This is a genomic window from Enterobacter sp. CPE_E1241 (assembly GCF_045618265.1).
In the GTDB taxonomy this organism is placed as follows: Bacteria; Pseudomonadota; Gammaproteobacteria; order Enterobacterales; family Enterobacteriaceae; genus Enterobacter; species Enterobacter adelaidei.
Genome location: NZ_JBIWYV010000001.1, coordinates 972,792 through 997,361 on the forward strand (window position 1 = coordinate 972,792; position 24,570 = coordinate 997,361).

19 protein-coding genes, 2 tRNA genes and 2 rRNA genes are annotated in these 24,570 nt (G+C 54.2%); 17 read left to right on the forward strand and 6 right to left on the reverse strand.

What is annotated here, in order from left to right:
* Window positions 1–161: 161 nt before the first annotated feature.
* The 4 genes from ACJ9Y9_RS04670 to dkgB all read left to right on the forward strand — a co-directional run bounded on the left by ACJ9Y9_RS04670 (window position 162) and on the right by dkgB (window position 4,349).
* A 23S ribosomal RNA gene (locus tag ACJ9Y9_RS04670) occupies window positions 162–3,061 on the forward strand.
* A gap of 73 nt (window positions 3,062–3,134) precedes the next feature.
* Window positions 3,135–3,250: ribosomal RNA gene (rrf, locus tag ACJ9Y9_RS04675) — 5S ribosomal RNA — on the forward strand.
* A 55-nt stretch (window positions 3,251–3,305) separates the two neighbouring features.
* A tRNA-Asp gene (locus ACJ9Y9_RS04680) sits at window positions 3,306–3,382 on the forward strand.
* A gap of 163 nt (window positions 3,383–3,545) precedes the next feature.
* On the forward strand, window positions 3,546–4,349 hold the full coding sequence (gene dkgB, locus ACJ9Y9_RS04685; RefSeq protein ID WP_028017747.1) for a 2,5-didehydrogluconate reductase DkgB: 804 nt from the start codon (window positions 3,546–3,548) through the stop codon (window positions 4,347–4,349).
* 31 nt (window positions 4,350–4,380) lie between these two features.
* Here the strand turns inward: dkgB and yafC are convergent, their stop codons facing one another.
* On the reverse strand, window positions 4,381–5,286 hold the full coding sequence (gene yafC, locus ACJ9Y9_RS04690; protein WP_028017746.1) for a DNA-binding transcriptional regulator YafC: 906 nt from the start codon (window positions 5,284–5,286) through the stop codon (window positions 4,381–4,383).
* A gap of 104 nt (window positions 5,287–5,390) precedes the next feature.
* On the opposite strand from yafC, the gene ACJ9Y9_RS04695 reads away from it, so the two are divergent.
* From ACJ9Y9_RS04695 to ACJ9Y9_RS04705, 3 genes are all read left to right on the forward strand, one after another.
* On the forward strand, window positions 5,391–6,566 hold the full coding sequence (locus ACJ9Y9_RS04695) for an MFS transporter (protein ID WP_028017745.1): 1,176 nt from the start codon (window positions 5,391–5,393) through the stop codon (window positions 6,564–6,566).
* 136 nt (window positions 6,567–6,702) lie between these two features.
* Window positions 6,703–7,503, forward strand: a complete 801-nt coding sequence (locus ACJ9Y9_RS04700) for an endonuclease/exonuclease/phosphatase family protein (RefSeq protein WP_028017744.1) — start codon at window positions 6,703–6,705, stop codon at window positions 7,501–7,503.
* A 75-nt stretch (window positions 7,504–7,578) separates the two neighbouring features.
* On the forward strand, window positions 7,579–8,352 hold the full coding sequence (locus ACJ9Y9_RS04705) for a class I SAM-dependent methyltransferase (protein ID WP_028017743.1): 774 nt from the start codon (window positions 7,579–7,581) through the stop codon (window positions 8,350–8,352).
* A gap of 52 nt (window positions 8,353–8,404) precedes the next feature.
* Here ACJ9Y9_RS04705 and mltD read toward each other — a convergent pair whose 3' ends face one another.
* Both mltD and gloB read right to left on the reverse strand, forming a co-directional pair.
* A complete protein-coding gene (mltD, locus tag ACJ9Y9_RS04710) occupies window positions 8,405–9,769 on the reverse strand; it encodes a murein transglycosylase D (protein WP_028017742.1) in 1,365 nt (454 codons plus the stop codon).
* A 68-nt stretch (window positions 9,770–9,837) separates the two neighbouring features.
* Window positions 9,838–10,596, reverse strand: a complete 759-nt coding sequence (gene gloB / locus ACJ9Y9_RS04715; protein ID WP_028017741.1) for a hydroxyacylglutathione hydrolase — start codon at window positions 10,594–10,596, stop codon at window positions 9,838–9,840.
* Between the two features lie 32 nt (window positions 10,597–10,628).
* Here gloB and ACJ9Y9_RS04720 point away from each other — a divergent pair, with 32 nt between their 5' ends.
* Window positions 10,629–11,348, forward strand: a complete 720-nt coding sequence (locus ACJ9Y9_RS04720; protein WP_028017740.1) for a class I SAM-dependent methyltransferase — start codon at window positions 10,629–10,631, stop codon at window positions 11,346–11,348.
* Here ACJ9Y9_RS04720 and rnhA read toward each other — a convergent pair.
* Entirely contained in the window at window positions 11,345–11,812 is a 468-nt protein-coding gene (rnhA, locus tag ACJ9Y9_RS04725) for a ribonuclease HI (RefSeq protein WP_028017739.1), read from the reverse strand. The two genes, ACJ9Y9_RS04720 and rnhA, sit on opposite strands and share 4 nt — an antisense overlap.
* A 64-nt stretch (window positions 11,813–11,876) precedes the next feature.
* On the opposite strand from rnhA, the gene dnaQ reads away from it, so the two are divergent.
* From dnaQ to ACJ9Y9_RS04770, 9 genes are all read left to right on the forward strand, one after another.
* Complete coding sequence (gene dnaQ, locus ACJ9Y9_RS04730; protein WP_075204687.1) at window positions 11,877–12,608, forward strand: DNA polymerase III subunit epsilon; 732 nt, start codon at window positions 11,877–11,879, stop codon at window positions 12,606–12,608.
* A gap of 131 nt (window positions 12,609–12,739) precedes the next feature.
* Window positions 12,740–12,816: transfer RNA gene (locus ACJ9Y9_RS04735), tRNA-Asp, on the forward strand.
* 376 nt (window positions 12,817–13,192) lie between these two features.
* Window positions 13,193–13,912 (forward strand): FadR/GntR family transcriptional regulator, encoded by a 720-nt coding sequence (locus tag ACJ9Y9_RS04740; protein WP_028017737.1) that lies wholly within the window; start codon window positions 13,193–13,195, stop codon window positions 13,910–13,912.
* Window positions 13,909–14,922: an ABC transporter ATP-binding protein gene (locus ACJ9Y9_RS04745; RefSeq protein ID WP_028017736.1), complete on the forward strand. Its 1,014-nt coding sequence runs from the start codon at window positions 13,909–13,911 to the stop codon at window positions 14,920–14,922. The genes ACJ9Y9_RS04740 and ACJ9Y9_RS04745 overlap by 4 nt, the downstream gene beginning before the upstream one ends.
* A complete protein-coding gene (locus ACJ9Y9_RS04750) occupies window positions 14,919–16,001 on the forward strand; it encodes an ABC transporter ATP-binding protein (protein ID WP_028017735.1) in 1,083 nt (360 codons plus the stop codon). The genes ACJ9Y9_RS04745 and ACJ9Y9_RS04750 overlap by 4 nt, the downstream gene beginning before the upstream one ends.
* 2 nt (window positions 16,002–16,003) lie before the next feature.
* Window positions 16,004–17,518 carry an ABC transporter substrate-binding protein gene (locus tag ACJ9Y9_RS04755; RefSeq protein WP_028017734.1) on the forward strand — a complete coding sequence of 505 codons (1,515 nt, stop codon included), beginning with the start codon at window positions 16,004–16,006 and terminating at the stop codon, window positions 17,516–17,518.
* An 18-nt stretch (window positions 17,519–17,536) separates the two neighbouring features.
* Window positions 17,537–18,478: an ABC transporter permease gene (locus tag ACJ9Y9_RS04760; protein WP_028017733.1), complete on the forward strand. Its 942-nt coding sequence runs from the start codon at window positions 17,537–17,539 to the stop codon at window positions 18,476–18,478.
* A gap of 2 nt (window positions 18,479–18,480) precedes the next feature.
* Window positions 18,481–19,356: an ABC transporter permease gene (locus ACJ9Y9_RS04765; RefSeq protein WP_028017732.1), complete on the forward strand. Its 876-nt coding sequence runs from the start codon at window positions 18,481–18,483 to the stop codon at window positions 19,354–19,356.
* 9 nt (window positions 19,357–19,365) lie between these two features.
* Window positions 19,366–20,967: a gamma-glutamyltransferase family protein gene (locus tag ACJ9Y9_RS04770; RefSeq protein WP_028017731.1), complete on the forward strand. Its 1,602-nt coding sequence runs from the start codon at window positions 19,366–19,368 to the stop codon at window positions 20,965–20,967.
* 51 nt (window positions 20,968–21,018) lie between these two features.
* On the opposite strand, the gene ACJ9Y9_RS04775 is transcribed toward ACJ9Y9_RS04770, so the two are convergent.
* The gene (locus ACJ9Y9_RS04775; RefSeq protein ID WP_028017730.1) at window positions 21,019–21,789 is read right to left on the reverse strand and encodes an amidohydrolase; all 771 of its coding nucleotides are present in this window, start codon (window positions 21,787–21,789) and stop codon (window positions 21,019–21,021) included.
* 108 nt (window positions 21,790–21,897) lie between these two features.
* Window positions 21,898–24,342 (reverse strand): acyl-CoA dehydrogenase FadE, encoded by a 2,445-nt coding sequence (gene fadE, locus ACJ9Y9_RS04780; protein WP_028017729.1) that lies wholly within the window; start codon window positions 24,340–24,342, stop codon window positions 21,898–21,900.
* Window positions 24,343–24,570 lie beyond the last annotated feature (228 nt).

A 24,570-nucleotide genomic window follows, 5' to 3' on the forward strand; every position in this document is an offset into this window, starting at 1 on the left:
GAAAACTTCAGAGTGAACCTGAAAAGGTGCACTGCGAAGTTTTGCTCTTTAAAAATCTGGATCAAGCTGAAAATTGAAACGACACACTTTAATGGTGTGTTCGAGTCTCTCAAATTTTCGCAAATCGATGATGAATCGAAAGAAACATCTTCGGGTTGTGAGGTTAAGCGACTAAGCGTACACGGTGGATGCCCTGGCAGTCAGAGGCGATGAAGGACGTGCTAATCTGCGAAAAGCGCCGGCGAGGTGATATGAACCTTTGACCCGGCGATGTCCGAATGGGGAAACCCAGTGCAATTTGTTGCACTATCGTTAACTGAATACATAGGTTAACGAGGCGAACCGGGGGAACTGAAACATCTAAGTACCCCGAGGAAAAGAAATCAACCGAGATTCCCCCAGTAGCGGCGAGCGAACGGGGAGCAGCCCAGAGTCTGAATCAGCTTGTGTGTTAGTGGAACGGTCTGGAAAGTCCGGCGATACAGGGTGACAGCCCCGTACACGAAAGCACACAGGTTGTGAACTCGAAGAGTAGGGCGGGACACGTGGTATCCTGTCTGAATATGGGGGGACCATCCTCCAAGGCTAAATACTCCTGACTGACCGATAGTGAACCAGTACCGTGAGGGAAAGGCGAAAAGAACCCCGGCGAGGGGAGTGAAAAAGAACCTGAAACCGTGTACGTACAAGCAGTGGGAGCACCTTCGTGGTGTGACTGCGTACCTTTTGTATAATGGGTCAGCGACTTATATTCTGTAGCAAGGTTAACCGTATAGGGGAGCCGAAGGGAAACCGAGTCTTAACTGGGCGTTAAGTTGCAGGGTATAGACCCGAAACCCGGTGATCTAGCCATGGGCAGGTTGAAGGTTGGGTAACACTAACTGGAGGACCGAACCGACTAATGTTGAAAAATTAGCGGATGACTTGTGGCTGGGGGTGAAAGGCCAATCAAACCGGGAGATAGCTGGTTCTCCCCGAAAGCTATTTAGGTAGCGCCTCGTGAACTCATCTTCGGGGGTAGAGCACTGTTTCGGCTAGGGGGCCATCCCGGCTTACCAACCCGATGCAAACTACGAATACCGAAGAATGTTATCACGGGAGACACACGGCGGGTGCTAACGTCCGTCGTGAAGAGGGAAACAACCCAGACCGCCAGCTAAGGTCCCAAAGTCATGGTTAAGTGGGAAACGATGTGGGAAGGCACAGACAGCCGGATGTTGGCTTAGAAGCAGCCATCATTTAAAGAAAGCGTAATAGCTCACTGGTCGAGTCGGCCTGCGCGGAAGATGTAACGGGGCTAAACCATGCACCGAAGCTGCGGCAGCGACACTATGTGTTGTTGGGTAGGGGAGCGTTCTGTAAGCCGTTGAAGGTGTCCTGTGAGGGGTGCTGGAGGTATCAGAAGTGCGAATGCTGACATAAGTAACGATAATGCGGGTGAAAAGCCCGCACGCCGGAAGACCAAGGGTTCCTGTCCAACGTTAATCGGGGCAGGGTGAGTCGACCCCTAAGGCGAGGCCGAAAGGCGTAGTCGATGGGAAACAGGTTAATATTCCTGTACTTGGTGTTACTGCGAAGGGGGGACGGAGAAGGCTATGTTAGCCGGGCGACGGTTGTCCCGGTTTAAGCATGTAGGCGGAAGTTTAGGTAAATCCGGACTTCTTTTAACGCTGAGGTGTGATGACGAGGCACTACGGTGCTGAAGTAACAAATGCCCTGCTTCCGAAAGCCTCTAAGCATCAGGTAACACGAAATCGTACCCCAAACCGACACAGGTGGTCAGGTAGAGAATACCAAGGCGCTTGAGAGAACTCGGGTGAAGGAACTAGGCAAAATGGTGCCGTAACTTCGGGAGAAGGCACGCTGATATGTAGGTGAAGCCCCTGCGGGTGGAGCTGAAATCAGTCGAAGATACCAGCTGGCTGCAACTGTTTATTAAAAACACAGCACTGTGCAAACACGAAAGTGGACGTATACGGTGTGACGCCTGCCCGGTGCCGGAAGGTTAATTGATGGGGTTAGCGGCAACGCGAAGCTCTTGATCGAAGCCCCGGTAAACGGCGGCCGTAACTATAACGGTCCTAAGGTAGCGAAATTCCTTGTCGGGTAAGTTCCGACCTGCACGAATGGCGTAATGATGGCCGTGCTGTCTCCACCCGAGACTCAGTGAAATTGAACTCGCTGTGAAGATGCAGTGTACCCGCGGCAAGACGGAAAGACCCCGTGAACCTTTACTATAGCTTGACACTGAACACTGGTCCTTGATGTGTAGGATAGGTGGGAGGCTTTGAAGCGTGGACGCCAGTCTGCGTGGAGCCGACCTTGAAATACCACCCTTTAATGGCTGGTGTTCTAACGTAGACCCGTAATCCGGGTTGCGGACAGTGTCTGGTGGGTAGTTTGACTGGGGCGGTCTCCTCCCAAAGAGTAACGGAGGAGCACGAAGGTTAGCTAATCCTGGTCGGACATCAGGAGGTTAGTGCAATGGCATAAGCTAGCTTGACTGCGAGAGTGACGGCTCGAGCAGGTGCGAAAGCAGGTCATAGTGATCCGGTGGTTCTGAATGGAAGGGCCATCGCTCAACGGATAAAAGGTACTCCGGGGATAACAGGCTGATACCGCCCAAGAGTTCATATCGACGGCGGTGTTTGGCACCTCGATGTCGGCTCATCACATCCTGGGGCTGAAGTAGGTCCCAAGGGTACGGCTGTTCGCCGTTTAAAGTGGTACGCGAGCTGGGTTTAGAACGTCGTGAGACAGTTCGGTCCCTATCTGCCGTGGGCGCTGGAGAATTGAGGGGGGCTGCTCCTAGTACGAGAGGACCGGAGTGGACGCATCACTGGTGTTCGGGTTGTCATGCCAATGGCATTGCCCGGTAGCTAAATGCGGAAAAGATAAGTGCTGAAAGCATCTAAGCACGAAACTTGCCCCGAGATGAGTTCTCCCTGACTCCTTGAGAGTCCTGAAGGAACGTTGAAGACTACGACGTTGATAGGTCGGGTGTGTAAGCGTAGCGATACGTTGAGCTAACCGATACTAATGAACCGTGAGGCTTAACCTTACAACGCCGAAGCTGTTTCGGCGAAGAGACAGACAATCAAATTTCAGCCTTGATACAGATTTAACAGAATTTGCCTGGCGGCTTTAGCGCGGTGGTCCCACCTGACCCCATGCCGAACTCAGAAGTGAAACGCCGTAGCGCCGATGGTAGTGTGGGGTCTCCCCATGTGAGAGTAGGGAACTGCCAGGCATCAAATTAAGTAGTAAGCCGGTGCATAAATCCGGTGGTTACAGCAGTCTTCGGTGGAGCGGTAGTTCAGTCGGTTAGAATACCTGCCTGTCACGCAGGGGGTCGCGGGTTCGAGTCCCGTCCGTTCCGCCACTTATTAAAAGCCCTGAGTCAACGCTCAGGGCTTTTTTATTATCTGTCGTATAATTATTGCTTAATTAGCAAAAATCCTCTGCTTTTTACGCTCTTTTTCTGAATAACGACAATAGCGATAATCTTCCTCAGTTAACGAAAACTATGATTAACGAGGAATTACATGACTATCCCTGCATTTGGTCTGGGCACTTTCCGCCTGAAAGACGACGTTGTTATCGCATCAGTTAAAACCGCACTCGAACTGGGCTATCGCACCGTCGATACGGCACAAATTTATGAAAATGAAGCTGCTGTTGGTCAGGCTATCGAAGAGAGTGGTGTACCGCGTAACGAACTGTTTATCACCACTAAAATCTGGATTGAGAATCTCAGCAAGGACAAACTGATCCCCAGCCTGAAAGAGAGTCTGAAAAAACTGCGTACTGATTACGTCGATCTGACGCTGATCCACTGGCCTTCACCGAATGATGCTGTTTCAGTGGAAGAATTCATGCAGGCATTGCTGGAAGCGAAAAAACAGGGTTTAACCCGTGAAATTGGTATTTCTAACTTCACTATTCCGCTGATGGAAAAAGCAATTGCGGCCGTTGGTGCAGAAAATATTGCGACTAACCAGATTGAACTGTCACCTTACCTGCAAAACCGCAAAGTGGCTGACTGGGCAAAACAGCATGGCATTCATATTACATCTTATATGACGCTGGCTTATGGCAAAGCATTGAAAGATGAAGTGATTGCACGCATCGCAGCAAAACATAATGTGACTGCAGCACAGGTCATCCTGGCGTGGGCAATGGGTGAAGGTTATGCCGTTATCCCTTCTTCAACCAAACGTGAAAACCTGGCCAGTAACCTGTTAGCACAGAATCTCCAGCTCGACGACGAAGACAAAAAAGCGATCGCCGCACTGGATTGCAACGATCGCCTGGTCAGCCCGGAAGGATTAGCCCCTCACTGGGATTAAGTTTGACCCCACCTTTTGTATCCTGAAACCCTCACACAGCTCCTTCGGGAGCTGTTTTTATATGCTCGCTCAGGAAGTCGATAAAGGCACGAATACGCGTACTCACCGCTCTGTCACTGTAATACACCGCACTAAACGGCATTTCGACCGGCAGACGTTTATCTGCCATCAGTTCCACCAGTTCGCCACGCGCAATCTCTTTATCAATCATGTAGTCAGACAGACAGGCGATCCCGTTACCTTCAAGGCACAATTGCTTCAGCGTCTCCCCGCTGTTAGACGACAACCCGCAGGTGATCTCATGTAACTGACCGTCAGGGCAGGCGACAGGCCAGGTGTTCAGCGACACAGGTTCCGTAAAGCCCAGGCACAGATGCTGCTTTAACTCTTCAACCGTCTCAGGTTTTCCATGCTCTGCAATATACTGCGGTGAGGCGATAATTTTGCGGTAGCTCGCAAACAGTGGACGGGCACGCAAGCTTGAATCTGTGAGGGTTCCTGCCCGGATAGCCACATCCACTTTCCGTTCGATAAGATTGATAAACGTCTCTGAGGAGACCAGAGAGAGCGTCATCTCCGGATAGCGTTCGCGGAAAGGTTTGATCAGCGGCATCAGAAAGTGAAGCACAACCGGCGTGGCCGCATCAATGCGCAGCAATCCACGTGGTGTGCTGCGGGTTTCCATAATCTCCGTCTCTGCAGCGGCCATTTCTTGCAGGATGGACTGCACGCGGCGAAAATAGCGCTCTCCTTCTTCCGTCAGGCTGAGCTGCCGTGTCGTACGGTTGAGCAGACTGACTCCAAGCTTCATCTCCAGCTTTTTCACCGAGCGACTGATGGCCGAGTTAGCCTGCCCTAACTGTTCAGCCGCACGGCTAAAACTGCCGCTTTCGACGACGGCGACAAAGATTGTCAGCTCTTCCGACGTTGCTTTCATTGTTGCACCACCTGCAAAATTCAATTGATATTTTGACCATTTTTGTTATTTAAGCACTGGCGCATACTGCCTGTCATCTTAATCCTGAAGAGACGGAGTATTTTATGCCACTGGCGCTACTTGCCCTCACGATCAGTGCCTTTGCAATTGGCACGACCGAATTTGTTATCGTAGGACTGGTTCCTACCATCGCCGACCAGCTTGCGATTTCGCTGCCATCTGCCGGGCTGCTGGTATCTATTTATGCACTGGGTGTTGCTGTCGGTGCGCCTGTATTGACGGCACTCACCGGTCGATTCCCTCGCAAGCAACTGTTGGTGGCGCTAATGGTGTTGTTCACAGCGGGTAACGTTCTGGCCTGGCAATCCCCGGATTACACCACACTGGTGATTGCCCGCCTGCTGACCGGCCTTGCTCATGGTGTCTTTTTCTCAATTGGTTCTACCATTGCCACAAGTCTGGTACCCAAAGAGAAAGCGGCATCAGCCATTGCGATTATGTTTGGTGGACTGACTGTCGCGCTTGTTACAGGCGTACCGCTGGGGACATTTATCGGCCAACACTTCGGCTGGCGTGAAACCTTCCTGGCGGTTTCTTTACTGGGTGTGATTGCTCTGGTAGCCAGTTTTCTGTTGGTGCCATCGAATATACCTGGTCGTGCGAGCGCCAGCCTGCGCGACCAGCTAAAGGTTCTGACGCATCCGCGCCTGTTGATCATTTATGCCGTGACCGCACTGGGCTATGGTGGTGTATTCACTGCTTTTACTTTCCTGGCGCCGATGATGCAGGATCTCGCAGGCTTCTCCCCGAATGCGGTGAGCTGGATTTTGCTGGGCTACGGCATCTCCGTCGCAATAGGTAATATCTGGGGCGGCAAACTGGCAGACAAACATGGTGCGGTTCCCGCTCTCAAATTCATCTTTGCAGCATTGGTTGTTTTGCTGCTGGTGTTCCAGTTCACTGCATCAATGCAATACGCCGCACTGGCCACTGTCCTGGTCATGGGGATCTTTGCCTTCGGTAACGTGCCGGGCCTTCAGGTTTATGTGGTACAGAAAGCAGAACTGTATACGCCCAACGCGGTGGATGTGGCATCCGGCCTGAACATTGCCGCTTTTAATATCGGCATTGCTATTGGCTCCATTGTGGGTGGGCAGACGGTTGAACATTTTGGACTGGCGCAAACGCCATGGATTGGTGCTGCGATCGTGCTTGTAGCCTTCCTGTTGATTGGCCTGAGTGGACGCCTTGATAGACCAACTCGGGTAGCACTGGGGTAACATCAGTAAGTGCTTGCTTACAAAACTGGAAAGCGGTTTCTCAGAAATTGCGTTGAAAGTGTAACCTAAAGTCCCTATAACATTAGAACCAGTCCGTTTTCAGGGCTGGTTCATGTTACAGAGGCTGTTTCCAAAAGTGCGAAAAAATACCTATGCCATGCGTTATGTTGCCGGAATGCCAGCGGAGAGGATCTTGCCTCCGGGGTCGTTTGCGAGCATAAGCCAGGCATTACCTGCCGGCACACCGTTAAGCAGCGATGAGAAAATCCGTGTACTGGTGTGGAATATCTTTAAGCAGCAGCGTGCGGAATGGTTATCGGTACTCAAGAATTTTGGAAAAGATGCCCATCTGGTTCTGCTCCAGGAGGCGCAAACCACCCCTGAGCTGGTGCGGTTTGCCACCACGAACTATCTTGCCGCCGATCAGGTTCCCGCGTTTGTCCTGCCGCAACATCCCTCAGGTGTGATGACACTCTCTTCAGCGCATCCGGTCTATTGCTGTCCACTGCGCGAACGTGAGCCCATCCTTCGTCTGGCGAAATCGGCGCTGGTGACGGTCTACCCGTTGCCGGACACCCGAATGTTGATGGTCGTGAATATCCATGCGGTAAACTTCAGCCTGGGCGTGGATGTATATAGTAAGCAGTTACTTCCAATTGGCGATCAGATTGCCCATCACAGCGGCCCCATCATTATGGCAGGCGATTTCAATGCCTGGAGCCGTCCGCGCATGAATGCCTTGTATCGCTTTGCGCGCGAGATGTCGTTGCGTGAAGTTCGTTTTAGCGATGACCAACGCAAGAAAGCCTTTGGTCGTCCTCTCGATTTTGTCTTCTATCGCGGTTTGAGCGTGCATGACGCCTCCGTTCTGGTGACGCGCGCCTCCGATCACAATCCTCTACTAGTGGAATTCAGTCCCGGCAAACCTGATAAATAATGGTGTGTCAGGTCTGCCGTTGGGCAGGCCTGTTCGGGTGCTGCCCTTTATTTTTTACCAACAAAGGACAGTACGATGACAACAACACACTCCCATCATGACAACGTAGAAAAACAGTTTGGCTCTCAGGCAAATGCGTATCTGAGCAGCGCCGTACATGCTTCCGGCCGCGATCTGGTGCGTCTCGGTGAACGTCTGGCTGCGTTCCCGCAGGCACACGTACTGGATTTAGGCTGCGGGGCAGGGCATGCCAGCTTTACGGCTGCACAACAGGTCGCGCACGTTACTGCGTATGACTTATCCAGCCAGATGCTGGCGGTGGTTGCCGAGGCGGCGAAAGCGAAGGGGCTGGAAAACATTGATACGCGCCAGGGCTATGCCGAATCTTTACCTTTTGAAGATGCTTCGTTTGAGGTGGTTATCAGCCGTTATTCCGCACATCACTGGCATGATGTTGGCCAGGCATTACGTGAAGTAAAACGTGTCCTGAAGCCGGGTGGTGTTCTTATCATTCTGGATGTGATGTCTCCGGGACACCCGGTGCGCAATATCTGGCTGCAGACGGTGGAAGCACTGCGCGATACCTCGCATGTGCAAAACTACTCCAGTGGAGAGTGGTTATCGCTCATTACCGAGGCGGGATTGATTTCGCGCTCATTAATAACCGATCGCTTACCGCTGGAATTCAGCTCATGGATCGCCCGTATGCGCACTCCGGAGGCATTAAGTCACGCTATTCGGCTGTATCAGCAGAGTGCGTCCGCAGAGGTGAAGGCTTACTTTGAATTACAGGAGGATGGTTCGTTTACCAGCGATACCATCATGACTGAAGCGCAAAAAGCGGGATAAACAAAAAAGGCACCGAGGGGAATCGGTGCCTTATTATCTTTCCATCGTGTTCTCAGGAGTCTGGCGTGGCGCTGTTCTTCACAAACAGCGTCAACTGGTCACCTGGTTTCAGATTGTCAGTATCATTATTCCAGCGCATCACATCTTTGATGTTCACGCCGTGGCGTTTTGCGATACTGGACAGGGAATCGCCTTTACGCACGCGATAGGTGATGCTATCGCTGTTGCTGGCGAGACGCTGTGCGCTGCTACCTGCACCCACCGTCAGAGTTTGACCCACTTTAAGGCCTGAACTGCGCAGGTTATTCCACTGCTGCAGATCGCTTGCTGTCACGCCAAGACGTGATGCAATACCCGAAAGCGTATCACCTGAACGAACCTTATAACTGCGGCTGTTGACTGATGAAGCGTCCGCGATCAGCGTTGACTGAACGGCGGCGATTTCACCAGAAGCTAAAGACTCACGTAGCTGTTCAGCATGTTTCTGCGGAACCATTACGTACTGCGGGCCACTTGCCCCCAGCGTTGAGCCTTTAACGCCAGCATTAAAGGTTTTCAATTTACTTACCGACATACCCGTCATATCTGCAACCTGTTGAATATCAACTGGATTGCTGAGGCGAACGCGCGCCAGTGCACGACTTTCGTCTGGTGTTGGCAGTTGTACACCGTAACGCTTGCTGTTCTTGAGAATATCGCTCAATGCCAGCATCTTCGGTACGTAAATCTTTGTTTCCTGTGGCAGTGAGAGCGACCAAAAATCGGTGGATTTACCCCGTGCTTTATTCGCTTTCATTGCCTTCAGTACACGACCTTCGCCGCTATTGTACGCTGCGACAGTTAACAGCCAGTCGCCATCAAACATCTTGTTCAGACGTTGCATCATGTCGAGAGCGGCTGTCGTTGAAGCGACAACATCACGACGCGCATCATAGCTGCGAGTCTGTTTCAGACCATAGTTTCGCCCGGTGCTCGGAATGATCTGCCAAATGCCTGCGGCATTGGCGCCAGACGTTGCGTGTGGGTCAAAAGCGCTCTCCACTATGGGTAGGAGTACCAGCTCCATAGGCATGTTACGTTTCTTAACTTGCCCGGCTATCCAGTACATATACGGCTCTGCCCGTAACGTTACATCGTGGAGATAGCTCTTATTTCTTAAGTACTTCTGTTTCTGTTCGCGAATCCGGCTGTTTTCCGGAATTCCCATCTTTAGCTCGTCGCCAATAGAGGTCCACAAGTCTTGATCCTGCGCGAATGATGTTCCATCGTCCATCCATCGCGCCGAACTTGCAAACTTCCCTGCTTCCCCTTGACCAGCTGCAGAAAGGCTCTGTGCGTGCTGTTGTACGTTGCTGCCGTTCTGCGACTGGCAACCTACAAGCAGGACAGAGGCGAGTAATATCGCTTTTGCCTTCATGTGTGTGTCAATAGTTGCTTAAAAGACGAGCGATGATAACGGCGAAATTTTGAAAAGGCAACCCGCAATTATCTGAAGTTATCTTTCTTTGACCTTAACCATGCAAAACGCTGCTCTGGTTGTTGCAAATTTGTTTCTTGGTTAATTTTGTTAATTAAATCAATATCATCTGTTCGTAAAAATAAATTAATCTTGCGCTCATTTTTCAGAATTACGGGGAGTGTGTTTTGGTTTTTTGCACGTAACTCCTTCACTTTGTGATAATAATCCTGGATCGCACGATCCTCGGGTAAGAGGCTAACGGAAAACTTCATATTTCCTAATGTATATTCATGTGCGCAACAAATAAGCGTCTCATCGGGTAGGGCATTAATTTTCTGTAAGGACTGATACATCTGGGTCGCTGTGCCTTCGAAAAGTCTTCCACAGCCTCCAGAGAACAGTGTGTCGCCACAAAAAAGATAAGGTTTGCTGTAGAAACACAGATGTCCCAAAGTGTGACCTGGTGTGGCAAATACGGAAAATTCCCACTGGTGTATGAGGATCTTTTCGCCTTCCTGGACTATCCGGGTTGTTCCCTTATCTTGTGTCTCCGCCGGTCCGTAAACCACAAGATGGGGAAAATGGGCCCGCAGCTCGGGAACGCCGCCAGTGTGATCGTGATGATGATGCGTCAAGAGAATGGCTTCTGGCTGCCAGTCATTCTCTTTTATTGCACGTAATACAGGGGCGGCTTCTCCGGGATCAACAATGACGCATCGACGATCATCGTCAACCAAAACCCAGATGTAATTGTCCTCAAAAGCAGGAATACTGATAAGATTCATACATTACCTCTAATAACGTGGCAGGTGTTTTGATGAAACCGGCAAGGATACCTCAGACTGTCGCAGCACCGCAGCGTTGGGCGGAATTGCCCTGGGGTGAATACTATCGCGAGGCCTTAGAGCAACAACTGAAGCCCTGGCTTGCGAAAATGTATGGCTTTCACCTGCTTAAGATTGGCAATCTCAGCGCGGAAATCAATACCGAAAGCTGCGCTATCTCACATCAGGTCAATGTCTCGCTCGGCGGATCGCCGGTTCAGGTGAAAGCAGACCCATTGCATCTGCCATTTGCGGAAAAGTCCGTCGATGCGTGTTTGCTTGCCCATACACTGCCCTGGTGTAGCGATCCCCATCACTTGCTGCGTGAAGCCGACCGTGTTCTGATTGATGATGGCTGGCTGGTACTCAGCGGGTTTAATCCTCTGAGTTTGATGGGCCTGCGCAAGCTGGTACCCGTGTTACGCAGAACTCCACCTTATAACAGCCGGATGTTCACGATGATGCGCCAGCTCGACTGGCTTTCACTGCTAAACTTTGAGGTGCTCTGCTACGGCGGTTTTCAGGTGCTCCCCTGGGCGCGGCAGGGAGGTGTACTGTTGAGCACGCATTTGCCCGCTTTAGGCTGCATGCAGTTCATCGTTGCACGTAAGCGCACTATCCCTCTTACGCTTAATCCAATGAAGCAGAGCAAAACGAAAACGCATATCCGTCAAACTGTTGGTGCAACGCGGCAATACAAAAAAACCGATTAAACGTCGGGCTGATAGCCCGCATCTTCATGTGCGGGATTGGATGCCGCAGCACGCGCCAGTTCGTCGCAGCGTTCGTTTTCCGGGTGACCGGCGTGGCCTTTAACCCATTCCCATTTAATCTCGTGCTGGCCCAGCGCCGCATCAAGACGTTTCCAGAGATCGACGTTCTTGACCGGCTTCTTATCAGCGGTCTTCCAGCCGCGTTTTTTCCAGTTATGGATCCACTGGGTTATCCCCTGACGTACGTACTGGCTATCGGTGCTTAACACCACGTCACAATGCTCTTTTAACGCCTCCAGTGCCACTATGGCCGCCATCAATTCCATTCGGTTGTTGGTGGTCAGAAAATAGCCTTCGCTAAAAGTTTTTTCGTGCTGGCGATAGCGCATAATCGCGCCATAGCCGCCAGGCCCTGGGTTGCCGAGACAAGATCCATCGGTGAAAATTTCTACCTGTTTACGCATCTCTGGTAGACTTCCTGTAATTGAAACGTTCAGTTAAACGATAAGTCTGACATAAATGACCGCTATGAGCACTGCAATTACTCGCCAGATTGTCCTCGATACCGAAACCACCGGTATGAACCAGATCGGCGCGCACTACGAAGGGCACAAGATTATCGAGATCGGTGCCGTTGAAGTGGTGAACCGTCGTCTTACGGGGAACAACTTCCACGTCTACCTCAAACCCGATCGGCTGGTAGATCCCGAAGCGTTCGGCGTTCACGGTATTGCCGATGAGTTCTTGCTGGATAAGCCGACTTTTGCGGATGTCGCTGACGAGTTCCTGGAATACATCAGGGGCGCAGAGCTTGTCATCCATAACGCCTCGTTCGATATCGGCTTTATGGATTATGAATTCAGCAAGCTTAATCGTGATATCCCGAAGACAAACACCTTCTGTAAGGTAACAGACAGCCTGGCGCTGGCGAGGAAAATGTTCCCCGGCAAGCGTAACAGCCTTGATGCGCTCTGTTCCCGCTACGAAATAGACAATACCAAGCGAACGCTGCACGGGGCATTACTCGATGCCCAGATCCTGGCCGATGTCTATCTGACGATGACCGGTGGGCAGACGTCAATGAAGTTCAGCATGGAAAATGAATCTCAGCAGACGCAGGGCGAGGCGGGAATTCAGCGTGTTGTCCGCCAGGCAAGTCGGTTGCGGGTTGTTTTAGCCAGTGATGAAGAGCTTCTTAATCACGAATCCCGACTCGATCTGGTGCTGAAGAAAGGTGGAAGTTGTATGTGGCGCGCCTGAAAAGCGCCGGAATGCTTGTAAAAACATCGTTTGGGCGATTTTTGCAGCAAACGATTCAAAACGTGAGAAAAAGCGTTGACGAGATCAGAGGCACACCGTAATATGCGCCTCGTTCCCCAAACGGGAACAGTGGAGCGGTAGTTCAGTCGGTTAGAATACCTGCCTGTCACGCAGGGGGTCGCGGGTTCGAGTCCCGTCCGTTCCGCCACTATTCAGAAGGCCTGAATCAGAAATGATTCAGGCCTTCGTCGTTTCCACTTTCCGAATTACCCTTCCTTCTGTTATTAACAAAAAGTTAATTTTAGTGGTGCAATTAATTAACATATGCACAACATTAGTGCGTTATTTGCACTGATACTGTGCATTTAACCTCCCGTCGTCTCTTCTGGCGTCTGTCGGAATGTGTCACTTTGTAAATATAAATCACGAAAAATCATCCTCTTATCACTCGCTTTCCAAAAAACACCTGAACCAATTGAATATTGGTTTGGTTATTGCTTAATCATTAGCACGATAAGCTTCATTTCATATCAATAACTTATCGTTAATAAAAATAAAGTAATGATGAAAGCGAGCGAACCAATATGGAAAAACCGTCACGGTTTCTGGCAAATTCCAGCACCGCGCTTGAACAACTGCGCGGGTTAATCAACCAGCACGAGTCAACACCAGGCACTCCGCTGCCCACAGAACGTGAGCTATCGGAAACTCTCGGCGTAGGACGACGTGAAGTTCGTCGTGCGCTGGATGTGCTGGAAGAAGAGGGGTGCATCTGGCGTAAACAGGGTAAAGGGACTTTTATCGGTCCAGCTGCCCCGGTTGAACCGCTGGCCCTTCAGGGATTGGTTCAGCAAACCAACCTTCTGGAAGTGATGGAAGCTCGTCTGCAGCTTGAACCCGGCTTAGCCCGGCTTGCGGCACTGCGTGCCACCAGGGAAAACCTCGCGCTGATGCAGCGCATGCTGGAACGCATTGATAAGGTCAGCCCGGATGACCGCGATCTCAACGAACTGTGGGACAGCGCCTTTCACCGGGCGATTGCGGAAGCTGCGGGTAATCGCCTGATGCTCGGCCTGTTTGATGCCATTGATGCCGTCAGACGTGAACCGGGCTGGCAGCATCTGCGCGAATTAGCCCGCACCCCCGAACGCGTCGATAGCTACAACGACCACCATCACAAGATCATGTCTGCGATTATCCATCGCCAGCCTAATGAGGCCGCGGCCGCCATGCGCGAACACCTGCTCAGCCTGCAAACCGCCCTGATCCACGCTATCCACCTTGAGGACGACTTCACGCTATGACGACGATCCCGTTTAAGGACACTGCGCCTGTACTGAACCTGCATAATCTCAACGTTAAATTCGCCGGCTCGTCTGTGAGCGTCCTTGATGGTATTTCACTGATAATTAAAGCGGGCGAAACGCTGGCGCTGGTGGGAGAGTCTGGATGCGGAAAAAGTATCACCTCACTGGCGCTAATGGGGTTACTGCCCGCCAGCGCGCAGATCGTCAGCGGTGAGATGCAGTTTCGCCGTCACAATCTCCGCAAGCTTTCGCCTCGGGAATACGCTGACCTGCGTGGCAGCGAACTGGCGATGATTTTCCAGGAGCCGATGACCTCGCTCAATCCGGCGTTTACGCTGGGGGACCAGCTTAGCGAAGCGGTCATGCGACACCAGAGTGTCTCGCGCGCAGAGGCGATGAATGTCGCGCTGCAGATCCTCGAGAAGGTACAGATCCCGGGGGCAGAGATGCGCCTGAAAGCATATCCCCACCAGCTTTCCGGCGGAATGCGCCAGCGCGTGATGATTGCGATGGCGCTGATTAACCACCCGAAACTGCTGATTGCCGATGAACCGACCACAGCCCTTGACGTGACGATCCAGGCGCAAATTCTCACCTTGCTGAACACCCTCAAAGAAGAGACCGGCACGGCGGTCCTGATGATCACTCACGATTTAGGTGTGGTGGCAGAAGTCGCCCAGCAGGTGGCGGTGATGTATGCCGGTCAGGTGGTAGAGCAGGGGAGCGTTGAGGCCATCTTTGCCGATCCGCAGCATCCGTACACTATCGGCCTGATGGGGTCGATTCCTTCTCTTGGGGCACGTAAGGGGCAGCTCTCCACCATTCCAGGCTCGGTGCCACTGCCAGAATTTATGCCGAAAGGCTGCCGTTTCGCTACCCGTTGCCCGTTTGCGCAGTCACGCTGCCATGATGAAAAACCTTCGCTCAATACGCTCGGCGCGGGTCATCAGGTTGCCTGCTTCCGCGTGCCGCTGGAGCAACACATTGCCCTGGGAGAAATTGCATGACTACGCCCATTCTTGAAGCCCGTGACCTGAGCAAGCTCTTCCCCGGCCCGAAAAAACTGTTTACCCCGGCGAAGTTTGTCACGGCAGTCGATCGCGTTTCACTTTCCGTTATGCCGGGGGAAACGCTGGCGATTGTGGGTGAGTCTGGTTCCGGTAAATCTACACTCGGTCGTCTGCTGCTGCGTTTGCTGGCCGCCAGTGAAGGGCGTGTGTTTTACCAGGGGGAGGAGATCACGCATGCCTCGGGTGCTCGTCTGAATCAGCTCCGGCGCGAGCTGCAGATTATCTTTCAGGATCCCTTCGCCTCGCTGAACCCGCGCATGACGGTGGAGCAGATCGTCGGTGAACCGCTGTGGCTGCACCATAACATGAAGAAAGCGGACCGTCAGTACCGCGTCGCGGAGCTTCTTAAAACCGTAGGTTTGCCTGCCGCCTGGGCCGGGCGCTATCCGCACGAGTTTTCCGGCGGGCAGCGCCAGCGTATCGGCATTGCGCGCGCGCTGGCCTCGGGACCGAAGCTGCTGCTGGGTGATGAGCCGGTATCCGCGCTGGATGTGTCCGTTCAGGCGCAGGTGGTGAACCTGCTCGAAAGCCTGAAGCACCAGCTGGGGCTGACGATGGTGATTGTCGCCCACGGCCTGGCCGTTATCCGCCACATGAGCGACCGCGTGGCGGTGATGTATCTTGGGCAAATCGTCGAGCTTGCGACTGTTGACGAAATTTTTGATGCGCCGCTGCACCCCTATACCCAGGCACTTATCGCCTCTGCGCCGCAGATGCAGCCAGGCGTTGAACGTGACGCGCCGCTGCTGCAGGGGGATTTGCCGAACCCGGCTAGCCCCCCGTCCGGCTGTCGTTTCCACACCCGCTGCCCGTACGTCACCGACGAATGCCGCCAGGTTGAACCGATAAATCAGGTACTGGACGGTGGACGTCAGGTGGCCTGCCATCGCTGGCAGGACATTAATCGCGATCGCAGCGTTATCCAGATTGCTCCGCCATCTGCTGCCTTTCTGCGCCGCCGCGCGCTGTTTGAACACGCGGCATCTCACTCCTCCCTTCCTTCAAGGAACTCATGATAATGACAATGCGTAATTCTCTTTTGACCGTACTGGGAAGTGTCATGTTGCTCGGCGCGGCGCTGCCCGCCCATTCTGAAAGCGTGCTGCGAATTGGTCTGGGCGCTGACCCGGACATGCTCGACCCGCATCTGGCGCGCACCTACTATGGCCGCTTCGTGTTTGCCTCCCTGTGCGACAGGCTGGTGGACGTGGATGAAAACCTGAAGGTTATCCCCGGTCTGGCGAAAGACTGGGCGTGGAGCGACGACGGTAAAACTCTAACCCTGAATTTGCGTGAGGGCGTCACCTTCCACGACGGTGAGAAATTCGATGCTGCCGCCGCAAAATACAACCTCGACCGTGCCCTGACCTTAAAAGGCTCCCTGCGTAAAAGCGAGATTTCCTCCGTGGAGTCCGTTGAAGTCACTGGCCCGATGCAGATTGCCCTGCACCTGAAAACGCCGGACGCCGCGCTGCTGATGCAACTCACCGACCGCGCGGGCGCGATGATGGCACCCGAAGCGGCAAAAAAACCGGATTTTGCCGCGCATCCCGTCTGTTCCGGTCCGTATAAATTCGACAGCCGCGTGTCGCAGGACCGCATCGTCCTGACGCGTTTCGACAACTACTGGAACAAAGACGCCTACCACTTCGACAAAATTATCTATCTGCCGATCCCGGATGCCTCCGTGCGCCTCGCGAACCTGCGCGCGGGCGATCTCGACTTGACTGAAGGCATCGCCGCCAGCGACGTGAAGACTGTGGAAGCTGACAGCAAGCTGGCGCTGGCGAAGGTCACCGGTCTGGGTTATCAGGGCATTACCTTCAACATTAATAACGGGAAGGTGCCAGCGAACGATCCGTTCAAGGACGCCCGCGTGCGTGAGGCGTTTTCTCAGGCAATTGACCGCGATGCGCTAAACCAGGTGGTCTTTGAAGGGCTGTATTCGCCAGCCAACCAGGCGTTTTCAACGGTGAGCCCGTATCACGTCAACCTGCCGGTACCACCGCGCGATGTCGACAAAGCCAAAGCGCTGCTGAAAGCGGCAGGCGTCACCACGCCGCTGACCGTCAACCTGCTGGTGCCGAACAACCCAACATCGCAGCAGGTCGGTCAGGTGCTGCAGGCGATGGTCGCTGAGGCGGGCTTTAACCTGAACCTGCAGATGACTGAATTCGCCACGCTGCTCGATCGCCAGCAGAACGGTGACTATCAGTTGAGCTTCTCCGGCTGGTCCGGTCGTCCCGATCCGGATGGCAGCATCTTTGGCTTCATTAACAGCAAAGGCACTTTAAACGACGGCCGTTACAGTAATGCTCAGGTAGATGAATGGTTGACTCAGGCGCGTCAGAGCACCGATCAGGCCGCACGCCAGCCGTTGTACGAGAAAGTGGTGAAGCAACTGCAAACCGATATGCCGATTGCCTACCTCTACTTCGAGCCGCGCATTTTTGGCCTGAACAAAAGCGTGCAGGGCTTTAAGCCGTACCCGGACGGCATCGTGCGTCTGGCCGGTTTGACGCTGGCGAAATAAACGTCCTGAGGAGAACCCATGCTGGAACTGATTTGCAAACGTCTGCTGCTGGCTATACCAACCCTGCTGCTGGTGAGCATGATGGTCTTCGGGCTACAAAAGCTGCTGCCCGGCGACCCGCTGATTGCCATGGCCGGCGAGGAGCGCGATCCGGCAGTCATCGCCCAGCTGCGTGCGGAGCTGAACCTCGATGCGCCAATCCCCGTGCAGTATTTTAACTGGCTGACGCGTGCGCTGCAGGGCGATCTGGGCGTCTCCTTACGCACGCACGAGCCGGTGACGCAGCTGATTGCCAGCAAGTTGCCGGTGACGCTGGAGTTGTCGCTACTGGCGATGATTATCGCGCTGGTGTTTGGCATCAGCATGGGGATCCTTGCGGCGGTGAACAAAAACAGCTGGGTCGATCATGGGGCGAACTTTGTGGCGATCTCGGGGATCTCAATACCGCACTTCTGGCTGGGGATCCTGCTGATTCTGGTCTTCTCGGTAAACCTGCAGTGGCTACCCGCGTCTGGCTACGTACCGTTCAGTGAAGATCCTCTCCAGAACCTGCGCACGCTTCTACTGCCCGCGTCCGTGCTCGGAACCGGCCTGGCGGCGACGCTGATGCGCCACACCCGCGCCTCGATGATTGCGGTCCTGAAAGCAGATTACATCCGTACCGCGCGGGCTAAGGGGCTGCTGCCTAAGGCGGTGATCCTGAAGCACGCGTTTCGCAACGCGCTGGTGCCGGTAATTACCCTCACCACGCTGCTGTTCGGCGAGCTGCTGGGCGGCGCGGTGCTGACCGAGCAGGTCTTCACTATTCCGGGCTTCGGCAAGATGATCGTCGACTCGGTATTTAACCGTGACTACGCGGTGGTGCAGGGTGTGGTGCTGATCGTGGCGATTGGCTTCCTGATGCTCAACCTGCTGGCCGACGTGCTCTACGTTCTTATCAACCCGAAAATGCGAGGTTAACCATGGCGGAACTGACGACTCAAACCGTTGTGCCTGCACTGCCGCGCGCGCAGAACCGGGTGCTGAAGAAATTCCTCGCCAATAAAAGCGCAGTAATTGGCGCGGTGGTGGTGGGCTTCTTTGTGTTGCTCGCGCTGCTGGCGCCGTGGATTGCGCCGTTTGATCCGGTCAAAGTCAACTTCCTGGCAGTGCGCAAAGCACCGTCGGCGATGTACTGGTTCGGCACCGACGAGCTGGGGCGCGACATTTTATCCCGCATTATCTGGGGAGCACGCACCTCGCTGATGGCAGGCTGTATGTCGGTGGTGATTGCCGTTGTCATCGGCGTTCCGCTGGGGCTGGTGGCGGGTTACTTCCAGAAGATGTGGGATGGGGTGATCTCGCGCGTTATCGAGGCGCTACTGGCCTGTCCGTTCCTGATCATGGCGATCGCGCTGGGGGCGTTTTTGGGCCCGAGCCTGACCAACGCCATGATCGCCATCGGTCTTTCGGCGATGCCGATCTTCGCCCGCCTGACGCGCGGGCAGGTGATCGCCATCCGCAACGAAGAGTACATCGACGGTGCGCGGGCGATTGGCCTGCCGGACCGCTGGATCATCATCAAATACATCCTGCCGAATGTAATGTCACCGATCCTGGTGCAGGCCACGCTGGCGATTGCCTCGGCGATTATCGCCGAAGCCAGCCTGTCGTTTTTGGGGCTGGGACAGCAGCCGCCAAATCCGTCCTGGGGCTCGATGCTCAATACCGCGAAAGGTTTCCTGGAGCAGGCTCCGTGGATGTCCGTTTTCCCCGGCGTGGCGATTTTCCTTGCCGTGCAGGGCTTTAATTTACTCGGCGACGGGCTGCGCGATGCGCTCGATCCGCGCCACGACTAAGGAGTCATGATGACCAAAGCGCTTGATTTCACATCCGGTTATGATTCACGACGCCCACCGATGATGGGGCATAATGCCGTTGCTACCTCGCAGCCGCTGGCGGCACAGGCGGGGATGCGCATGTTACAACTGGGCGGTAATGCCGTCGACGCGGCCGTTGCTACGGCGATGGCGCTGACGGTAGTCGAGCCCACAGGGAATGGTATTGGTAGCGATGCCTTTGCCATTGTCTGGGATGGGGAAAAGCTCCACGGTCTTAATGCATCGGGCCGCTCACCTGCCAGCTGGCATGCCGAACTGTTTGCTGGCAAAACCGCGGTGCCGGAAATTGGCTGGGACGCAGTGACCGTGCCGGGCGCGGTATCCGGCTGGGTCGCACTGGCGGAACGCTTTGGCACGCTGCCGCTGACCACCCTGGCACAGCCTGCGATTGATTACGCGCGCAACGGTTTTCCGGTCTCTCCGCTGATTGGTCATCTGTGGCAACGGGGCTACAACAAGCTGAAAGACCAGCCGGGCTTTAGTGCGTGTTTTGCCCCTGAGGGACGCGCCCCGCGCATTGGCGAAATATTCCGTAACCCGGCGCAGGCAAACTCGCTGGAGCTGATTGCCAAAACCAACGGCGAAGCGTTTTATCACGGCGAGCTGGCGCAGAAAATTGCCGCCTTTGCCAAAGAACATGGCGCACATCTTACCGCCGACGATCTGGCAAACCATCGTGTAGACTGGGTTGAACTGTTGTCACGTGATTTTGCGGGCGGTTCGGTGCAGGAGTTGCCGCCAAACGGGCAGGGGATCGCCACGCTGATTGCGCTCGGCATTCTGGAGCAGTGCGGTATCGAAAAACACCACCCGGATTCCGTTCAGGCGCTGCACTTGTCTATTGAAGCAATGAAACTGGCGCTGGCCGATCTTGATCGCTACGTGGCGGATGAAGAGCACATGGAGTTCGCTGCCAAAGCGCTGCTGAGCGATAGCTATCTCAAATCGCGTGCAGCGCTTATCGATCAGAATAACGCCTCTGATTTCGTCTATGGTTCGCCGACGCAAAGCGGGACGGTCTACATCAGCACAGCGGATGCCAACGGCATGATGGTTTCGTTTATTCAGTCTAACTATATGGGCTTTGGCTCTGGGATTGTGGTGCCGGACACGGGGATCAGCCTGCAAAATCGCGGCTGTGGTTTTTCGCTGGATCCGAATCACCCGAACGCGCTGGCGGGCGGCAAGCGTCCGTTCCACACCATCATTCCTGGCTTTGCGATGGACGGTAACGGCAAGCCGCTGATGTCATTCGGCGTGATGGGCGGGCCAATGCAGGCGCAGGGGCACATGCAGATGGCGCTGCGCATTATGCTGCACGGACAAAACCCGCAGGCAGCTATCGACGCGCCGCGCTGGCGCGTGGTGCAGGGGAGAGAGGTGATCGTTGAGTCGACGTTCGATCGCAACACGATTGCGGCGCTACGCGAACGCGGGCATCAGATCGTGGTAGAAGATCCGCTTCAGGATTACAACTTTGGCGGTGCGCAGGTGATTTACCGTCTGCCGGAAGGGCATTACGTTGCCGCGACGGAAAGCCGCAAAGACGGGCAGGCATTAGTGAGTTAATGTTTTATCCGCCCTCTCCCAATGGGAGAGGGCGGTGGTGAGAGGAAAATTTCACCCAATACTAAACGGATCCGCATCCTGCCACGCCGGAAACTTCTCCCGATACTCCTTCAGTGCCGTCAGCGACAGCTCGGCATCAATGCGCGTCGCCTGATGTGGCTCGGCGGTGGCAATGATCTCGCCCTGCGGGTTCACCACCCGGCTGTCGCCACGATAGTGATGCCCGTTGCCGTCAGTCCCCACGCGGTTACAGCCCACCACGTATGCCTGGTTCTCAATTGCGCGCGCCACCAGCAGGGACTGCCAGTGGAGGGAGCGTGGCGCAGGCCAGTTGGCGACATACAGTGCTACGTCGTAATCGTTGCGGTTGCGTGACCACACCGGGAAGCGCAGGTCATAGCAGACCAGCGGCAGAATACGCCAGCCGCGCCATTCGAACACCACGCGCTCATTTCCGGCTTCATAGTGATGATGTTCATCCGCCATACGGAACAGATGGCGTTTGTCGTAAAAATGCACTTTCCCTTCTGGTTCAACCAGCAGGAAGCGGTTCACCGGCCCGCGCTCGGTTTGCAGAGCGGCGCTGCCCGCGATCAGCGCGTTGGTCTGCTGCGCTTTGGCATGCATCCAGGCGACCACCTCTTCCTGCGGCATCGACTGTTTAGCCGCTTCCATCGCGAAGCCGGTGGTGAACATCTCCGGCAGGACAATCACATCACGCCCGGTAATACCTTCCAGTTGACGATCAAAGTGACGCAGGTTGGCGGGGCCATCCATCCACACTAACGGTTGCTGCAAAATCGAAATCTTCAGACCAGGCACAATTCAGACTCCTCAAACGACCACTTTTTGACACTGTAGCACGACATAACGAGAAAATGTGGCAATAAAAAACCCCGCGCATGGCGGGGTTTGTGCAAGCGAAACGCCTTATGCAGCTTCAGATTTGCGGTGTTTCTCCGGTAGCTTTACCGGCTGCGTCGCCAGCTCATCCGGTTCGAAATCATCCACGTTGATACTGCGCAGACGGCTCTCTTCAGCTTTCACCAGGATTGCAGCTTCATCCTTATCGATGATACCGCCCGCCAGGGCCTGTTTTGCCAGTTCGTCCAGACGGGTAAACGGCAGGTTTTTGCCCAGCTGTTTGCAGATCTTCTGATGAATCGGATCGGCAGCCATCACGTCCAGCAGCGCCTCTTCCAGCAGACCCACCGGGTTATGCGGGGTTGGAGCCAGATACTGACCACGACCGATACGTGAACGGGTTGCGCTCGGAACCTGTAGGATCTTCGCTACTTTGTGATCCAGCTTGTCGGATGGTGCCTGGTGATGACGACCGGTCGGGAAGATCACCACGCGCAGGGCTCCGGCCACAAAACGATTCGGGAAGTTCGCCAGCAGATCGTCAATGGCCTGTTCTGCCTGATACATCGCATCCTGTACGCCCCAGTGGACCAGCGGCAGATCCGCTTCCTGACGACCTTCATCGTCGTAGCGTTTCAGGACCGCAGAGGCCAGGAACACCTGACTCAGCACATCTCCCAGACGTGCAGAGATACGTTCGCGACGCTTCAGGCTACCGCCCAGCACTGCCATAGAAACGTCAGACAGCAGAGCCAGGTTGGCGCTCAGACGATTCAACTGTTGATAGTAACGTTTCGTCGCATCACCGGTTGGCGTAGCGCTGGTACGGCCATTCGTCAGACCGAGCCAGAAGCTGCGCATCTTATTGCTACCCACATGACCAATATGTTTGAACAGCAGCTTATCGAAGGCATCTACGTCGTTGTTCTGCGCAGCGGCCATCTCTTCCAGCACGTATGGATGGCAGCGAATGGCACCCTGACCGAAGATCATCATGCTGCGGGTCAGAATATTCGCCCCTTCAACGGTGATTGCGATAGGCGCGCCCTGATAACCACGGGCGAGGAAGTTACCTTCGCCGAGCATAATGCCTTTACCGCCCGCGATATCCATCGCGTCAATGATCGACTGCTGCGCACGGTGAGTACAGTGGTACTTCACGATTGCGGACAGTACAGCTGGTTTCTCGCCCAGCATAATGCCGTAGGTAATCAGGGAGGCGGCAGCATCCATCACATAGGCGTTACCCGCGATACGTGCCAGCGGTTCTTCAATACCTTCCATCTTGCCGATGGAGATTTTGAACTGACGGCGGATGTGAGCGTACGCACCAATCCCCATCGCCACAGATTTCAGACCACCAGTGGAGTTTGACGGCAGGGTAATACCGCGACCTACAGACAGACATTCCACCAGCATACGCCAGCCCTGACCGGCCATTTTCGGGCCACCGATGATGTAATCAATCGGTACAAAGATATCCTGGCCACGCGTTGGACCGTTCTGGAACGGTACGTTCAGCGGGAAGTGACGACGACCAATTTCAACGCCTGGGGTAGAAGTTGGGATCAGCGCACAGGTAATGCCCAGATCTTCTTCTCCACCCAGCAGTTTCTGCGGGTCAGAGAGTTTAAACGCCAGACCGAGCACGGTGGCGATAGGTGCCAGCGTGATGTAGCGCTTGTTCCAGGTCAGGCGCATCCCGAGCACCTGCTCACCCTGCCATTCACCCATGCAAACCACGCCGGTATCCGGGATCGCACCCGCATCGGAGCCCGCTTCCGGGCTGGTCAGCGCGAAGCAAGGGATTTCCAGACCGCGTGCCAGGCGCGGCAGGTAGTGATCTTTCTGCTCTTCCGTACCGTAATGTTGCAGCAGTTCGCCCGGGCCTAAGGAGTTAGGTACGCCGACAGTGATGGCCAGGATCCCAGAGACGCCAGCCAGTTTTTGCAGGACACGGGCCTGAGCGTAAGCGGAGAATTCCAGACCACCGTACTCTTTCTTGATGATCATCGCGAAGAAGCGATGTTCTTTCAGGTACGCCCACAGTTCTGGCGGCAGATCGGCCATTTCATGGGTGATGGCGAAATCATTTGCCATACGGCACGCTTCTTCCACAGGGCCGTCAATAAAGGCCTGTTCTTCAGCAGTCAGACGTGGCTGTGGGTAGTTATGCAGCTTTTTCCAGTCCGGGTTACCCTGGAACAGGTCGCCTTCCCACCAGGTGGTGCCCGCATCAATCGCTTCTTTTTCAGTACGCGACATTGGCGGCATCACTTTGCGGAAACCTTTGAACACCGGGGCAGAAATCATGGATTTACGCATCGGGGCAAAGTTAAACGGCAGAAGAATGATAGCGAGTGGGACTAAAAGCCAGATATTCCAGAGACCTGCGACGCCAAGCGCAGCCGTCCAGGCCAGAAGAATCAGGCTGCTCAGGAATAAACTTACACGGTGATAGAACAACACACCGAGCAGAACAACGGTTGCGAGAATGCTCAAAATCATCATAAAGAAAAGCTCCCTTGCTTGTAGGAGGTCTGACCACTTGTGATGATATGGTTGTAGTTGATGTGAATTCTTTTAGCAATGTGTTTACAAAATAATTACAACCTGGTTCACATTGTTCGTGTTTTAGCCGGCACAAAAAATCAAAACGCCGGGCGATTCGTATGGCTTTAGCTTCTCGCTTTTCCCGCTATCCGGTACACTCCACTGTGTTATTTCATCAATACTGAA

Coding starts and splice junctions, on each gene's coding strand:
- ACJ9Y9_RS04705 (WP_028017743.1), top strand. CDS start 7,579: ATGACAACAACACACTCCCATCATGACAACGTAGAAAAACAGTTTGGC.
- ACJ9Y9_RS04695 (WP_028017745.1), top strand. CDS start 5,391: ATGCCACTGGCGCTACTTGCCCTCACGATCAGTGCCTTTGCAATTGGC.
- ACJ9Y9_RS04770 (WP_028017731.1), top strand. CDS start 19,366: ATGACCAAAGCGCTTGATTTCACATCCGGTTATGATTCACGACGCCCA.
- yafC (WP_028017746.1), bottom strand. CDS start 5,286: ATGAAAGCAACGTCGGAAGAGCTGACAATCTTTGTCGCCGTCGTCGAA.
- ACJ9Y9_RS04755 (WP_028017734.1), top strand. CDS start 16,004: ATGACAATGCGTAATTCTCTTTTGACCGTACTGGGAAGTGTCATGTTG.
- ACJ9Y9_RS04720 (WP_028017740.1), top strand. CDS start 10,629: ATGAAACCGGCAAGGATACCTCAGACTGTCGCAGCACCGCAGCGTTGG.
- ACJ9Y9_RS04750 (WP_028017735.1), top strand. CDS start 14,919: ATGACTACGCCCATTCTTGAAGCCCGTGACCTGAGCAAGCTCTTCCCC.
- ACJ9Y9_RS04745 (WP_028017736.1), top strand. CDS start 13,909: ATGACGACGATCCCGTTTAAGGACACTGCGCCTGTACTGAACCTGCAT.
- ACJ9Y9_RS04760 (WP_028017733.1), top strand. CDS start 17,537: ATGCTGGAACTGATTTGCAAACGTCTGCTGCTGGCTATACCAACCCTG.
- ACJ9Y9_RS04765 (WP_028017732.1), top strand. CDS start 18,481: ATGGCGGAACTGACGACTCAAACCGTTGTGCCTGCACTGCCGCGCGCG.
- fadE (WP_028017729.1), bottom strand. CDS start 24,342: ATGATGATTTTGAGCATTCTCGCAACCGTTGTTCTGCTCGGTGTGTTG.
- rnhA (WP_028017739.1), bottom strand. CDS start 11,812: ATGCGTAAACAGGTAGAAATTTTCACCGATGGATCTTGTCTCGGCAAC.
- mltD (WP_028017742.1), bottom strand. CDS start 9,769: ATGAAGGCAAAAGCGATATTACTCGCCTCTGTCCTGCTTGTAGGTTGC.
- dkgB (WP_028017747.1), top strand. CDS start 3,546: ATGACTATCCCTGCATTTGGTCTGGGCACTTTCCGCCTGAAAGACGAC.
- ACJ9Y9_RS04740 (WP_028017737.1), top strand. CDS start 13,193: ATGGAAAAACCGTCACGGTTTCTGGCAAATTCCAGCACCGCGCTTGAA.
- gloB (WP_028017741.1), bottom strand. CDS start 10,596: ATGAATCTTATCAGTATTCCTGCTTTTGAGGACAATTACATCTGGGTT.
- dnaQ (WP_075204687.1), top strand. CDS start 11,877: ATGAGCACTGCAATTACTCGCCAGATTGTCCTCGATACCGAAACCACC.